Origin of the sequence: Pelotomaculum propionicicum, from assembly GCF_048984525.1 — a bacterium.
Lineage (GTDB): Bacteria > Bacillota > Desulfotomaculia > Desulfotomaculales > Pelotomaculaceae > Syntrophopropionicum > Syntrophopropionicum propionicicum_A.
Genome location: NZ_JBMGJC010000017.1, coordinates 35,742 through 48,523, shown reverse-complemented (window position 1 = coordinate 48,523; position 12,782 = coordinate 35,742). Strand labels below are relative to the sequence as shown.

The window sequence follows — 12,782 nt, the reverse complement described above, 5'->3', positions numbered from 1 at the left end:
CTTCTTCCCGGAGGACCTCCAGAACCACCTGGGTTTTAAAGCCGGCTGAATAATGATTACGTTTGTTCATGCTCCCATTGTAACTTATTTTTCTAGTCCTGTGTCTCACTCCTTGGGAGCATTATAGTAAGGAGTCGCCGTCCATGGCGACTTCTGAATATGGGGGCGACCAACTTCATTTAACACGTATTACCGTAACTTTGCATAGATGAATGTAGTTAGGACGCTACGGTAATACCGGGCACGTTATCGGAGAGATAAGGCAAAGCCGCCGCGTCCTGCGGTAGCAAATTAAAAATTTGAGGGAATTTATGAAAAAGAATAAGAAGAGAAGAGGAGTTTGGATTTTTTCAATACTAGCTATATTGATTATCTACATGTGGGCAAACAATACCTCTCTTTTTACCCAATCATCAGGTGAAATGAAATTTCTAGCTCATAGGGGGCTTGCTCAAAATTTTGATATTTCAAAGGTTGAGTGGAACACGAATACGTCTGCCATTATTTACGAGCCAGAGTATCCCTATCTTGAAAATACCTTGGAATCAATGCGGGTAGCCTTTGCATACGGTGCTGATGTTGTTGAATTTGATATTCAACTTACAAAAGACGGTAAACTTGCTTGTTTTCATGACTATCCCCTGGAGTACCGTACCGACGGCACAGGCGAAATAGCAGATTATACAATGGATGAATTAAAGCTTCTGGATGTCGGCTACGGCTACACGGCGGACGGAGGTAAAACCTATCCGTTCAGAGGCCAGGGGGTCGGCTTGATGCCATCAATAGAAGAAGTTTTTAATGAATTTCCCGACAAGGATTTTCTTATCCACATCAAAACAGATACGGCAGAAACAGGCAAAGTATTGTGGTCTTATCTGAGTAAAATGAGCAAAGAAAGGCTTGCTAAAATTACCGTTTATGGATCTAATAAAGCTATTGAGTATTTAAAAGGTCAGTATCCTGAACTCAGAGCAATGAATAAGGATATCATGATTAAAGCATTTTTGACTTACGAGGCTATCGGGTGGACGGGATATATACCGGAAGCCGTTCATAATACCGAGTTTCATCTGCCGTTGAAATATGCAAGGTTTTTATGGGGTTGGCCGGAAAGGTTTATTCAACGGATGGAATCAGTAAACACGAGAGTTATCGTCGTTAATGGTAATGGCGACTGGTCAGAGGGTTTCGACAGCCTGGAGGATTTGAAGAAGCTTCCTCAAGGATATAATGGTTATGTCTGGACTGAAAGAATTGATAAGGTTAAATTGGTTTATGGAGTACTTCCGAGCATCCAAGTATATTATAGTACTTAAAATGGAAGTAAGTTAAAACAATAGTACAAGTTGTTAGCTGCGAGACAATTTAAATAGAAATAAGGAGAAAATTATGGATACAGAAAAAATTTATAGCAAGTTTGGGGCATATTATATAGCTGATGAAATAACCTTTTTAATGGGAATTGATATTCGTTTCACAGATCATTTAGCTCGAAGAATGATAAATCGTGTAGTTTTAGAAACATGCACGGGTGGTGGATTTAGCACCATTTCATTAGCAAAATATGCAAAACATGTATATACAGTAGATATTGATGGGCTTCGATTAAATGATGCTAAAAAGAATGCACAAATTGCCGGAATAGATAATAAGATAACTTTCATTAATAACGACGTATTATCAAAGGAAGTTATTAAATTACTACCGGAGATAGATGCTGCATTTCTTGACCCGGACTGGGCAGTAACAGGAATAGACCATGAATACCGTTTTGTAAATTCAAATACAAGACCTCCTTCAGATAAACTATTGAATTTCATTTTATTAAGAACACCAAATGTTACATTAATACAACCGCCATTCATTAATCCTGAAGAATTTAGACAATTGCCTCAACATGAATGTGAAAGGCTATTCCTGGATGGACGACATGAATTGTTTTGTCTTCACTTTGGAGATTTAGCCAAAATTATTGGCGATAGTGAGTATATGATTATAACGAAGTGAACTTGTTAATTAAAGGTGAAATTTAAATATAATTACAAATGTATATAAAAATTAAGCTTTTTGGTCTGATGGATTCTTTTATTTATGGGGTGGAGAATATGCAAAGAAAAGTAAATCTTAAAGAGTCTGTAAATAGCCTAACTGAACTTTATACATATGTCAAAGTTGGGCAGCTTAACGATCATATGTTAAATGTATTACAAGTCAAAAATAGAACTCTTGATTTTCATATTCATACTGATTCAGATGAAATGTTTTATGTGATTGAAGGAGAAATGCAAATTGAATTTGAGGACAGTGTCACTGATTTATCAGAAGGAGATTTTATAATTGTCCCGAAAGGCATAAAGCATCGTCCGATAGTCAATTCTCTTGTCAAAGTTTTATTGATTGAAAAGAATGGAACCCTGACAATAAATAATACTGGCGGCTCTTATTCTGAATAAGAATTTGTTATTGTATTATATCGCGGCGGGAACGCAAACCGTTATCTAAACCGAACGCACGGCCGCGACATAGTGTCTCGGATTGAATAAGAAAAGCTTTGTAGTTTTATATTTTATGGAGATTAAATGATGAAACTAAGTAATCTTGAACAGTACATTAGATATATAGAATTAGATAGAGATAATGTACCATCGTTTTCGGAATATCCGTTCAATTTGCCTGCAATAAGAGACCTACAGTCATTATCATTTCATCCAAAAGTTACATTTATCATCGGAGAAAACGGTTCCGGAAAGTCAACGATTTTAGAATCAATAGCTGTCGCATATGGATTCAATGCTGAAGGGGGAACCAAGAATTTCAATTTTACTTCCAGAGCTACCCATTCAGACTTAAATAATTTTATGAGAGTTGTTAAAGGAACAAAAAAACCTCGAAATGGCTTTTTCTTCAGGGCAGAAAGTTTCTATAATTTTGCTTCAAATATTGATGACTTGGATCGAGAGATGTCTTTCGGACCTCCTTTAATTGAATCTTATGGTGGTCGTTCGTTACACGAACAATCACACGGGGAATCTTTTTTCGCTGTATTTTTAAATAAATTCAGCGGTGAGGGAATATACATTTTGGATGAACCCGAAGCAGCACTATCACCCTCGCGCCAAATGTCTATGCTTTCAAGAATGCATGAATTAGTCTGCGAGGGGTCTCAGTTTATTATAGCTACACATTCACCAATAGTAATGGCATATCCTGATGCGTTGTTATACCAAATTAGAGAAGGATTTGAAAAAGTAAGCTACGAAGAAACAGAACATTATCAAGTTATGAGTTCTTTTTTGAATAATAGAGAGAAGATGTTGAGTATTTTATTGGAATAATATTGGACGATTACAATTCAAGGGTCGGCCGTGCGTGGCCGACTGAAGAGGAGTTGTATTCAAAATACAAACAGTATTATGGATATGTTTTTTATATTGTAAAAAAAATATAAAAAATGAAGTACGCCGCCACTTCGTATAACAGCGTATATACGCTCAGGGCCCTGCGCCTAGGTCGGCTTTGCCTCCAACTTCAGCACTTTGGGTTCAGCCTGCAAAGCTATGCTTTGCTTATCCGGCCTCATTCAACGTCGTATATACCCGGAACCCTCTGAGGAAAATTATATCGAGTATTGTAACTCGAGTGGTATAGAGATGTAATAAGGAGGAAATATGAACGTTCTTGTACTTGGTGGAAATGGAGCAACTGGTTACCATGTTGTGAAACAACTACTTAAGAATAGCGTAAATGTTAAAACTATTGTAAGGAATACCGAAAAGCTGAAGTCGTTAGGGAACCAGGAAAACCTTGAAATCATTACAGATAGTATACTTGATATGGAAATTACAAAGCTATCAGCAGTTTTGTATGATGTTGATGCCGTTGTATCTTGTCTGGGGCATAATATTACATTTGCTGGAATATGGGGAAAGCCTCATAGGTTAGTAACTGACGCAATTAAAAAAATACATGAATCAATAAAGTTGAAAGAAACAAAAAAAGTAACCAAATTGATCCTGATGAACACAACAGCATGCTTAGATGTTGATGAGCAGGAGAAATTTACAAGTGCTGAGATGATTGCCATAGCAATAATGAGGTTCCTTTTGCCGCCACAAAAAGACAACGAGCAAGCAGTGAATTACGTGAAACATTTTATTGGGAAGAATGACCAGGATATTGAATGGGTTATTGTGAGGCCTGATACACTGGCTAATGAAGAAGAAGTAACATATTATACAGTTCACAATTCTCTGTTAAGGAGTCCTGTTTTCAATTCAGGAAGAACAAGTAGGATAAATGTTGGGAATTTCATCATGAGCCTACTTTGTGATAATGAACAATGGGAAAAATGGAGATATAGAATGCCTGTAATATATAACGTAGTAAAACTGTGAGTTTAGCCTAATAATCGCTTCAGCCTAATAACGATTCGCAATAATCAAGATAACAAATGGCAAGAAAAAGATATATCCCAAAGTTGTCTGCAGCATCCTATATGCACTGCACATAACAGCCGCATTACCAAAATCTAAGAGTATATGAATGTAATAACCAGACTTCGGGAATTCACGGGACGTTAGTCACCATGCGGCATAGCGGCCGTCCTAGCCGCCAAGATTATTAAGATTAGGAGGGGCGTATCGTGGTTGAAGACGTCATAATTGAACCGATGAGAGATGAATTCATACTGTGGCGCTGTCTTCATAGTGGTCCGCTTTCCCTTGATCTCGCCGACCAGTGGCCATCCGACAAGGCCGCGCTGTCCTGGCGCGGACAAAAAAGATATTTCATCGTAGTAGTAGGATAATGCACAGTAACTAGGGAGGTCTAGAGATGGAAGTAAAAGTCTGTCCACTAACAAGGGGACTCACTGACGATTTTATTCGTTTTTTTGATGATGCAGCGTTTACGGATAATAAAGAGTGGGCTGGGTGTTATTGTTATTTCTATCATTATGAAAGAAGTGATGAGGAATTTAACCAGAGGACGGGGGAAAGTAATCGGCTATCCTCCATTAATTTAATCCAAGAGGGTAAAATGAAAGGATATTTGGCTTACCATAATGGAGAGCCTGTAGGTTGGTGCAACGCAAACGATAAGATAAACTATACGAGGCTTGTATCAAATCATGAGGTGTTTGATGAAGCGGGGAAAAAAATCTGCTCAATTGTTTGTTTTGTTATTGCACCAGAATATAGAAAGAAGGGTATAGCAAGCCAATTACTTAAAGAAGTCTGCAGTGATTATGCAGATAAGGGATATGAGTATGTAGAAGCATATCCAAGGAAGGGAGAACTAACAAGTGCCCAACACTATCATGGGCCTCTATCCATGTATTTGAAGGCAGGATTTTTCTTGCATAAGGAATTTGCCAATTATTACATAGTTCGAAAAAAAATAAATAAAGGTTGACACTACCAACTTTTTGATTCTTTGCAATAGGTTGATAAAATAACTATTTGGAGGACACAAAATGAAGGTTAATATCTACTTTCTAATTGTTGGAATTCTTTCAATTCTTTTCTCATTTACACACGCATTGAACGGACATACTACTGTTTTATCTTTAATTGATGCGACAAATTTTGAGATAACCATGAAAACTACAATTTTCTATGTATGGCATATCATTACAGTTGAAAATTTAATTTTTGGTATAGCATTTTTGGTAATGGCATTTTATAAAGATTCAGCTAATGTAAAATTTACTGCTTGGATGGTAGCAATTATTATACTTGCTCGTTGGGGAATTATTTTCGGGAGCACGCTGCTAAAAGACTTTGGTGGAATCAAAAACACACTAATAGATTCAGCAGCAATAATTATTTTTGTTGGTCTGATAATATTAGGAATAAGAAAGAAAGACAAAATTCACTCTTGAAATAAAGGGGTAATTAGTCATGAGAATTAAATATCCGGAAATGGGCATATGTGGCCTTTCGTGTCAATTATGTCCAATGTATCATACGGATAGTAATAGCAGATGTGAAGGATGTAAAAGCGAATCACGTATGACTCTTGGTTGCCCTTTTATTACTTGCGCTATTAAGAAAAAAGAGATTGAATTTTGTTGGGAATGTAAAGATAGTATAAATTGTGAAAAATGGAGGAAACACCGGGAAGCGGGAGGAAAATTTGATTCATTTAAATGCTACCAAAAGCTTGAGGAAGATATCAATTGCATCCAGGAAAACGGCTTTGAAGAATATAAAAAACTACAGAACATAAGAGAAGAAATACTTAGGGATATGTTAAGTAATTTTAATGAAGGTCGTTCAAAAAGTTATTATTGTATTGCAGTAACTGTTATGAAAGTTGAAGAATTAAAACAAGCATTAATAAGAGCTAAAGAAAATTCATATGGTTTTGATATTAAAAGTAAATCTAAAGTTCTGCACGCAATATTAGACGAGACTGCCAAACAGGAAGGATATTATCTCAGACTGCGTAAAAAAAGTGAACTTTAATTTAAATATACATTTACGATAAAACATGGAGCAGCAGTGATGAAGACACCTGGCAATAGGACAGTTGAAGATTTGTTTGTGGGCCGGGCGGAGGCACTGGCGTTGTTCCAGGCTGTCCGGAGATACATAGAATCCATAGGCCCTGTAACCATGGAAGCGACAAAAAGCCAGATATCCTTCGGGACTGAGACCAAGTTCGCCTGGGTGTGGCTTCCCCGGCCATGGGATAAAAAGCGTCCTAAAAACAGCATTGTCCTCACTTTCGGACTGGGGAGACACATTGAACATGTCCGGATCGCGCAGGCGGTTGAACCTTATCCCGGCCGCTGGACGCACCATGTTATAATTGAAAACGAAGCTGAACTTGATGAGGATGTGCGAGGTTGGCTCCGTGAGGCCTATTATTTCAGCCTGAGCAGGAAATCGAAAAGCCGGAACAATACGTAACGGGGGACTAAATAATGTGGACAAGAAAACTTCTTAAGTCAAGAGCCTGGGAAAGTTTGCGGACTACTTACTGGAAAGCCTTCCTGGTAAGTATTATTATTGCAATCGTCGGAGGCAACGGCGGTCCGTCATATAGCTACAGGTCCGGCAGGGGAGATTACCGCGGCTTTGATAATGTTTTTGCAGCGCCGGTTATCGATATGTCCCATATCCTGTATATTATAGGCTTCATAATAATCGTCATTGTCATAATTTTAGCTGTATTTGCACTGCGTGTTTTTGTTGGCTACCCGCTTGAAGTTGGCGGGAGGCGCTATTTTATACACGCGGCCCAAAACAGCGCTGATTTAAATCACCTGGGTTTTTCCTTTGATAAAACGAGGTACATGGATATTGTAAAAGCCATGCTGTGGCGGGCCGTAATTAATTTCCTGTGGTACCTGCTGCTGATCATCCCGGGTATTGTAAAATTATACGCCTTCCGGATGGTCCCTTTTATTTTGGCTGACAACCCGAACATCGGGTATAAAAGGGCGTTGAATCTGAGTGAGCAAATGACGAACGGCCATAAGTTCAATATGTTTGTTCTGGATCTTTCATTTATCGGTTGGTTTCTGCTGGGGTTGCTGGCGTTTTTTATCGGGGTGTTTTTTGTCCTGCCATATGTCAACGCCACCCAGGCCGAATTGTACCTGGCCCTGCGTAAAAATGCTATAGAACGAGGACTGTGCAGTCATGACGAGTTGTTGATTGAACCATCTTAATCAACTAAATTAATGTCCTGGATTTTGGTTGATAATGAAGGAGTGGGTCTAATAATTAAGATGCCAAGCAAAATTGAGACCTGGCAGATGGTTGCAACCGGGAGGATGGAGAGAGCGACGATTGACGTTCCCCAGCTCAAGCCGGGCGAGGTGCTTGTTGAAATAGCAGGCTGCGGTATCTGCAGCATGGACCATAATGTATTCTATGGTGTAGTGCCGACGCTTGCGATGACGCCGCGGACATTGGGGCATGAAATCAGCGGTACTATTGTCGACGGCGATGCCGCACTTATTGGCAAAGAGGTCATCATACCTCCCGCTATGCCATGCAACGACTGCCCCATATGCAGTTCCGGTAGGGGAAACCGATGCCTGGCGGCAAAAATACCAGGTTACAGTATGGGTATCTACGGTGGCAACTCCAGCCACATTGTCGTGCCTTCGGCAGACCTGTGCTATATTGATGAAAAGAGGGGAATAGCACTTTCTCACCTCGCTGTAGTTGCCGACGCCGTTGCTTCTACCTACCAGGCGGCCAAAAGAGCTGACGTGATACCGGGAGACATGGTAATCGTCGTCGGGGCTACCGGGGGTGCAGGCGTTTATGCTACACAGATGTGTGCGGCCATGGGCGCTAAAGAGGTTGTTGGCATCGCCCGCAATCAGGATAAGCTGCAGAGGGCTCTGAAATTTGGCGCAACCCATGTTATCAGCAGCAGCAATAAGACAGCCAGAGATGTACGCGACGAGTTCTTCTCCTACTGCAGGAGCAAGGGATTGCCTTCACACTATGGATGGAAAATTTTCGAATGGACAGGCACCGTGGCGGGGCAGGAAATAGCATTGGAACTGTTGCCTTTCATCGGCAAATTAGTGGTGGCGGGTTCCGGGAACCATAAAAATGAGTTCTCCTTATCCCGGTTGATGACCCTGGAAGCTGAAATAATCGGCACCTGGGCCTGCCTGCCAAGGTACTACCCTGATGTTTTAAACATGGTGCTCGGCGGCATAATTCAGGTCGAGCCGTTTATAAGGACCATGCCGATGAGTCTGATCAAAGAAGCTTACGAAGAAGCGCACCAGGGGGGCTTGATGCAGAGGATTGTGCTAATCCCTGATATGTAAATGCGCGGACTGTAAGACACCATTCCGGGAGGCGAAAAAAAGAAAAGGAGTTAAACACTACGACGGCAGTGTAGATTCGGCATGCCTGATGGGAGTCTACCAGGCGGGTTGAGATAATGAACAATGGGAAAAATGGAGATATAGAATGCCTGTAATATATAACGAAGTAAAACTGTGAATAAAACTATAGTGAGGTGTTTGCAATGAATAAAACTGTTTATCTCTACGTACTCGACACCATGGCTGACTGGGAGGCCGGTTATATAATAGCCGAGCTGCATTCCGGGCGCTATTTCAGGAAAGGGGCCACAAAATGCACAGTAAAAACAGTGGGTCTGACCGGTGAGCCGGTTACCACCATGGGGGGCGTGCGCATCAAGCCTGATATCACCCCGGATTCACTGGACATAGATGATGCGGCATTATTACTTATGCCTGGTGGTGATACATGGCTGGAACCGGTCCATGCCCCGGTGCTGGAGAAAGCAAAAGAATGCCTTGATGCCGGTGTCACTGTTGCCGCCATTTGCGGCGCAACAATGGCCCTGGCCCAGGCAGGCGTCTTGGATAACCGGTATCATACCAGTAACGATTTGAATTTCTTAAAATCAATCTGCCCAAATTATGCCGGTGAAGCTTTTTATCGCCAGGAGCCTGCCTTGACCGACGGGGACCTTATAACCGCCCCGGGAGTCGCGCCGCTGGAGTTCGCCTATCAGGTTCTCAAAAAGCTTGACGTCTTTTTGCCGCAGACACTCGAGTCGTGGTACAAATTGTATTTAACCCATGAGGCAAAGTATTTTTTCGCGCTTATGGAGTCCATCCAAAATTAGCATTTCAGGAGTCTAATATATGTTCAATGAATTATGCAAAATTAACGCAAAACCAGAACCCTTTCAATATTACACTGCGGAAGATTTGTGGACTGACGGGCATACTTCAAAAAAAATGCTGGAGTTTCATCTTGATGAATCAGTTGACGCTTCTTCGAGAAGTATGAATTTTATTGAACAGTCAGTTTCATGGATTGTGGATTATTTTAATTTGAATTCCAGCTCTGATTTATTGGATTTAGGTTGCGGGCCGGGGCTTTATACGAACAGGTTAGCACAAAAGGGTATTAACGTTACAGGGGAGTTTGAAGAAAATAACCTTGTAGTTGAAAAAGCATATTCTGATGTCTCCGGCCGGGAATGCGATCCCGGTTCTCCCGAATTTGCCGTTATCGCGGGGAAGAAACTAAAATAAGTTTATTAAACCAGCCAGTTTCTCCTGCGATTTTTGTGGGGATAATAGCGGCAGGAGGAGAGGACATGACAGTTAATAACAGCTTTACGCCGGGTAAAATTGTTTTCACAATGATTTACATCCTGCTGTTCCCGACGCTGCTGCTTTCCCTTTCAGGAGACTGGCTCTGGCCGGAAGGCTGGATCTTCAGCATCTGGTTCACTGTTCTTTGTTTTGCGACTATCATCCATCTGTACCGCCACGATCCGGATTTGCTCGCTGAAAGGTACAGAAAACCGGGAACCGGCAACCAGAGGGGTTGGGACAGGTACGTTGTATTGGGCCTTCTGATAGGTTTTATCGCCTGGATTGTGATCATGCCGCTGGATGCCAAGCGATACGGATGGAGCGCCTATTTTCCGCTCTGGATTAAAGCCCTGGGATTTACCGCGCTGTTATTCTCATTCTTCTTATTTTACCGTTCTTATGCCGAAAACACCTTCGTCTCGGCTCTGGTGAGGATACAGGACGAGCGCAGGCAGCGGGTGATTTCTACCGGTGTTTACGGGTTTGTGCGGCATCCCATGTATCTCGGCGGAATACTGCTTTTCATCGGAACGCCGATGCTGCTTGGTTCAATGTATGGTATTATAATTGGATTGGCCATGCTCTTACTTTTAGCGGGCAGGATAGTAGGGGAAGAAAAAATGCTGGTCAATGAACTGGAAGGATATGAGGACTATCAGAAGAAAGTCAGATACAGGCTGCTGCCCTATATCTGGTAGTGTAGTCCCGAGATTCTCAAAGGAGACAAAAAGAACATCCCGTTCACCCATGGAGGTTTGACATGCCAAAGATCGTATTAATAATTTTTAGTATTCTTGTTGTTTTATTAATCCTGGTTTTTGTGGCCTCGGCTGTGGCAAACAGCCTGTTGGAGCGGCAGGTGGAAAAAGAGGTCGAAGAGCTGTTTGGCAGCAGCCCGGAGGACAAAAAAGAGATTATAACAGAAGCGGATTTAGCCGGGCTGCCGCCCTGTGTGCAAAAATGGCTGGAACGTACCCAGGTGGTCGGCAAGGAAAAAATCAGGACGGTCCGCCTGAAACAAAAGGGGTTATTGAGGCTCACAGAGGACCAGCCCTGGATGCCTTTTGAAGCTGAACAATACTTTAACGTGGACCAGCCGGGATTTGTATGGAAAGCAAAAGTCAAAATGAATCCGCTCCTGTACTTTACCGGCAGGGACAGGTATTTCCAGGGCCACGGGGAAATGAATATTAAAGTGCTCTCGATATTGCCCGTGGTGAATGCTGGAGGCAGCAGTGAAATGGACCAAAACACGCTGCTCAGATACCTCGCTGAAATAGCCTGGTTCCCAACGGCAGCGTTAAACGACTACATTAAATGGGAAGATATAGACGCTAATTCAGCTCGGGCGACAATGAGCTATAACGGTGTGACCAGCTCAGGCGTATACACATTTGACGACAATGGTGATGTTGTCAGCTTTTTCGCCAAGCGATACTGGGAAGTAAACGGGCAGTATGTCCTTAACCCGTGGGGAGGCGTCGTGAAGGGATATAATGAATTTAACGGCTTCAGGATTTCTTCCAAAACGGATGTGATATGGAAGCTGGAGACAGGGGATTTTCATTGGTTACAGGTTGAAATTACTGATATAGATTATAATAAACCGCAATTATACCAGTAAGGGGGAGGGATTATATTTTTGTCAGCGAAAAAACATTTTGTGATCAGGCTTATTCCGCCCAGGCCTACCTTTCAACAGGATATGAACGGGGAAGAGGCGGGTATAATGAAGCATCACGTTGCTTATTGGGGCGATATGGCTGGCCGGGGCATCGCCCTCATATACGGGCCGGTGCTTGATCCAAAAGGTGCATACGGGCTGGGAATCATCGAAGCGGAGAGTGATGGCATGGCCCAATCCCTGGCCGCAGAAGACCCGGCGGTCAAATCGGGGCTGCTAAAGCTGGAGATGTGCCCGATGCTGGCCACTCTGCCGGGGAATAATATGTGAGCGTTGGAGGAAATAAAAACAAATTTTAGAAGGGGCCAGGCTGATTAACCTGACCCCTTAATTAATAGCGCTATTTATTGTAGAACGTGCCGGAGCTGTAACTGATCCAAGACCCGTTGCTGGTATTGTAATCCCCGGCTCCCCAAAAATTTGAGCCTGCCGTTACTTCGGCGCCCGGATGTTCCTGCGGGGTTGAAGAAGTGTTTGAATAAATAACCGGGTAATATTCATCATCTTCTTCTTTAACGCTTATATCGCAGTAATAATCGAGCCCCGGCTCCACACCCGTGATGTAAAAGCTGTCCCAGAAATGTTTTATGTCAAATGTGCGGTATACCCCCCGGTTAACAACATTCAACCTCAGCTGCAGTTCTTTTTTCTTTGCCAGGGCTTCCCGCTGGCTGGGTGAGAGGTCCCAGTATACATATAGTGTGCGTGGTGTCTGCACCATCAAGACAAGTGTGTTGTCATTATAATTTGAAGGCAAAGTGATCGGCGTCATCTTTATCACCTTAACCTTTCTGTCAGAATAATCCACACTGCAGCATAAAGATTGCCAACATATTAAATATAATCCATATATATTAAGATTATATTTCAGAATTATTAAACATTTATTATCTTTATACATAAACAGCATTGGCTTTATACAAATGTTCAAATATGAAAAAGGAGATACTTGATCTTTAAAGAAATTAGTATATGCCA

At 41.9% G+C, this 12,782-nt stretch carries 18 protein-coding genes; 17 read left to right on the top strand and 1 reads right to left on the bottom strand.

The genetic code is table 11. The annotated features are described in order from the left end of the window. Nucleotides 1-311: 311 nt before the first annotated feature. The 17 genes from ACOBQJ_RS15865 (at nucleotide 312) to ACOBQJ_RS15785 (ending at nucleotide 12,074) form a co-directional block, all read left to right on the top strand. Nucleotides 312-1,319 carry a glycerophosphodiester phosphodiesterase family protein gene (locus tag ACOBQJ_RS15865; RefSeq protein ID WP_421072749.1) on the top strand — a complete coding sequence of 336 codons (1,008 nt, stop codon included), beginning with the start codon at nucleotides 312-314 and terminating at the stop codon, nucleotides 1,317-1,319. A 73-nt stretch (nucleotides 1,320-1,392) separates the two neighbouring features. Continuing rightward, nucleotides 1,393-2,010, top strand: coding sequence for a hypothetical protein (locus ACOBQJ_RS15860; RefSeq protein WP_421072748.1), 618 nt, complete (start codon nucleotides 1,393-1,395; stop codon nucleotides 2,008-2,010). Between the two features lie 98 nt (nucleotides 2,011-2,108). Further along, nucleotides 2,109-2,456, top strand: a complete 348-nt coding sequence (locus tag ACOBQJ_RS15855; protein WP_421072747.1) for a cupin domain-containing protein — start codon at nucleotides 2,109-2,111, stop codon at nucleotides 2,454-2,456. Nucleotides 2,457-2,582: 126 nt separating this feature from the next. Continuing rightward, nucleotides 2,583-3,338 (top strand): AAA family ATPase, encoded by a 756-nt coding sequence (locus ACOBQJ_RS15850; protein ID WP_421072746.1) that lies wholly within the window; start codon nucleotides 2,583-2,585, stop codon nucleotides 3,336-3,338. A 333-nt stretch (nucleotides 3,339-3,671) separates the two neighbouring features. Then, nucleotides 3,672-4,397 (top strand): NAD(P)-dependent oxidoreductase, encoded by a 726-nt coding sequence (locus ACOBQJ_RS15845; RefSeq protein WP_421072745.1) that lies wholly within the window; start codon nucleotides 3,672-3,674, stop codon nucleotides 4,395-4,397. Nucleotides 4,398-4,645: 248 nt separating this feature from the next. Then, on the top strand, nucleotides 4,646-4,810 hold the full coding sequence (locus tag ACOBQJ_RS15840; RefSeq protein WP_421072744.1) for a hypothetical protein: 165 nt from the start codon (nucleotides 4,646-4,648) through the stop codon (nucleotides 4,808-4,810). A 26-nt stretch (nucleotides 4,811-4,836) separates the two neighbouring features. After that, complete coding sequence (locus ACOBQJ_RS15835) at nucleotides 4,837-5,415, top strand: GNAT family N-acetyltransferase (RefSeq protein WP_421072743.1); 579 nt, start codon at nucleotides 4,837-4,839, stop codon at nucleotides 5,413-5,415. A 61-nt stretch (nucleotides 5,416-5,476) separates the two neighbouring features. Then, nucleotides 5,477-5,884 (top strand): hypothetical protein, encoded by a 408-nt coding sequence (locus tag ACOBQJ_RS15830; protein ID WP_421072742.1) that lies wholly within the window; start codon nucleotides 5,477-5,479, stop codon nucleotides 5,882-5,884. 19 nt (nucleotides 5,885-5,903) lie between these two features. Next, nucleotides 5,904-6,470, top strand: a complete 567-nt coding sequence (locus ACOBQJ_RS15825; protein ID WP_421072741.1) for a DUF3795 domain-containing protein — start codon at nucleotides 5,904-5,906, stop codon at nucleotides 6,468-6,470. Nucleotides 6,471-6,509: 39 nt separating this feature from the next. After that, entirely contained in the window at nucleotides 6,510-6,917 is a 408-nt protein-coding gene (locus tag ACOBQJ_RS15820) for a DUF5655 domain-containing protein (RefSeq protein ID WP_421072740.1), read from the top strand. Between the two features lie 14 nt (nucleotides 6,918-6,931). Further along, the gene (locus tag ACOBQJ_RS15815) at nucleotides 6,932-7,681 is read left to right on the top strand and encodes a DUF975 family protein (protein ID WP_421072739.1); all 750 of its coding nucleotides are present in this window, start codon (nucleotides 6,932-6,934) and stop codon (nucleotides 7,679-7,681) included. Nucleotides 7,682-7,741: 60 nt separating this feature from the next. After that, nucleotides 7,742-8,806: a 6-hydroxycyclohex-1-ene-1-carbonyl-CoA dehydrogenase gene (gene had, locus ACOBQJ_RS15810; protein ID WP_421072738.1), complete on the top strand. Its 1,065-nt coding sequence runs from the start codon at nucleotides 7,742-7,744 to the stop codon at nucleotides 8,804-8,806. A 203-nt stretch (nucleotides 8,807-9,009) separates the two neighbouring features. Beyond that, complete coding sequence (locus tag ACOBQJ_RS15805) at nucleotides 9,010-9,639, top strand: type 1 glutamine amidotransferase family protein (protein WP_421072737.1); 630 nt, start codon at nucleotides 9,010-9,012, stop codon at nucleotides 9,637-9,639. A 19-nt stretch (nucleotides 9,640-9,658) separates the two neighbouring features. After that, nucleotides 9,659-10,054 carry a hypothetical protein gene (locus ACOBQJ_RS15800; protein ID WP_421072736.1) on the top strand — a complete coding sequence of 132 codons (396 nt, stop codon included), beginning with the start codon at nucleotides 9,659-9,661 and terminating at the stop codon, nucleotides 10,052-10,054. 65 nt (nucleotides 10,055-10,119) lie between these two features. Further along, nucleotides 10,120-10,818, top strand: coding sequence for a methyltransferase family protein (locus ACOBQJ_RS15795; RefSeq protein WP_421072735.1), 699 nt, complete (start codon nucleotides 10,120-10,122; stop codon nucleotides 10,816-10,818). A 62-nt stretch (nucleotides 10,819-10,880) separates the two neighbouring features. Continuing rightward, nucleotides 10,881-11,744 carry a DUF6544 family protein gene (locus ACOBQJ_RS15790; protein ID WP_421072734.1) on the top strand — a complete coding sequence of 288 codons (864 nt, stop codon included), beginning with the start codon at nucleotides 10,881-10,883 and terminating at the stop codon, nucleotides 11,742-11,744. A gap of 18 nt (nucleotides 11,745-11,762) precedes the next feature. Then, on the top strand, nucleotides 11,763-12,074 hold the full coding sequence (locus ACOBQJ_RS15785) for a YciI family protein (protein ID WP_421072733.1): 312 nt from the start codon (nucleotides 11,763-11,765) through the stop codon (nucleotides 12,072-12,074). Nucleotides 12,075-12,144: 70 nt separating this feature from the next. Here ACOBQJ_RS15785 and ACOBQJ_RS15780 read toward each other — a convergent pair whose 3' ends face one another. Further along, complete coding sequence (locus tag ACOBQJ_RS15780; protein WP_421072732.1) at nucleotides 12,145-12,612, bottom strand: DUF4912 domain-containing protein; 468 nt, start codon at nucleotides 12,610-12,612, stop codon at nucleotides 12,145-12,147. Between the last annotated feature and the right edge of the window lie 170 nt (nucleotides 12,613-12,782).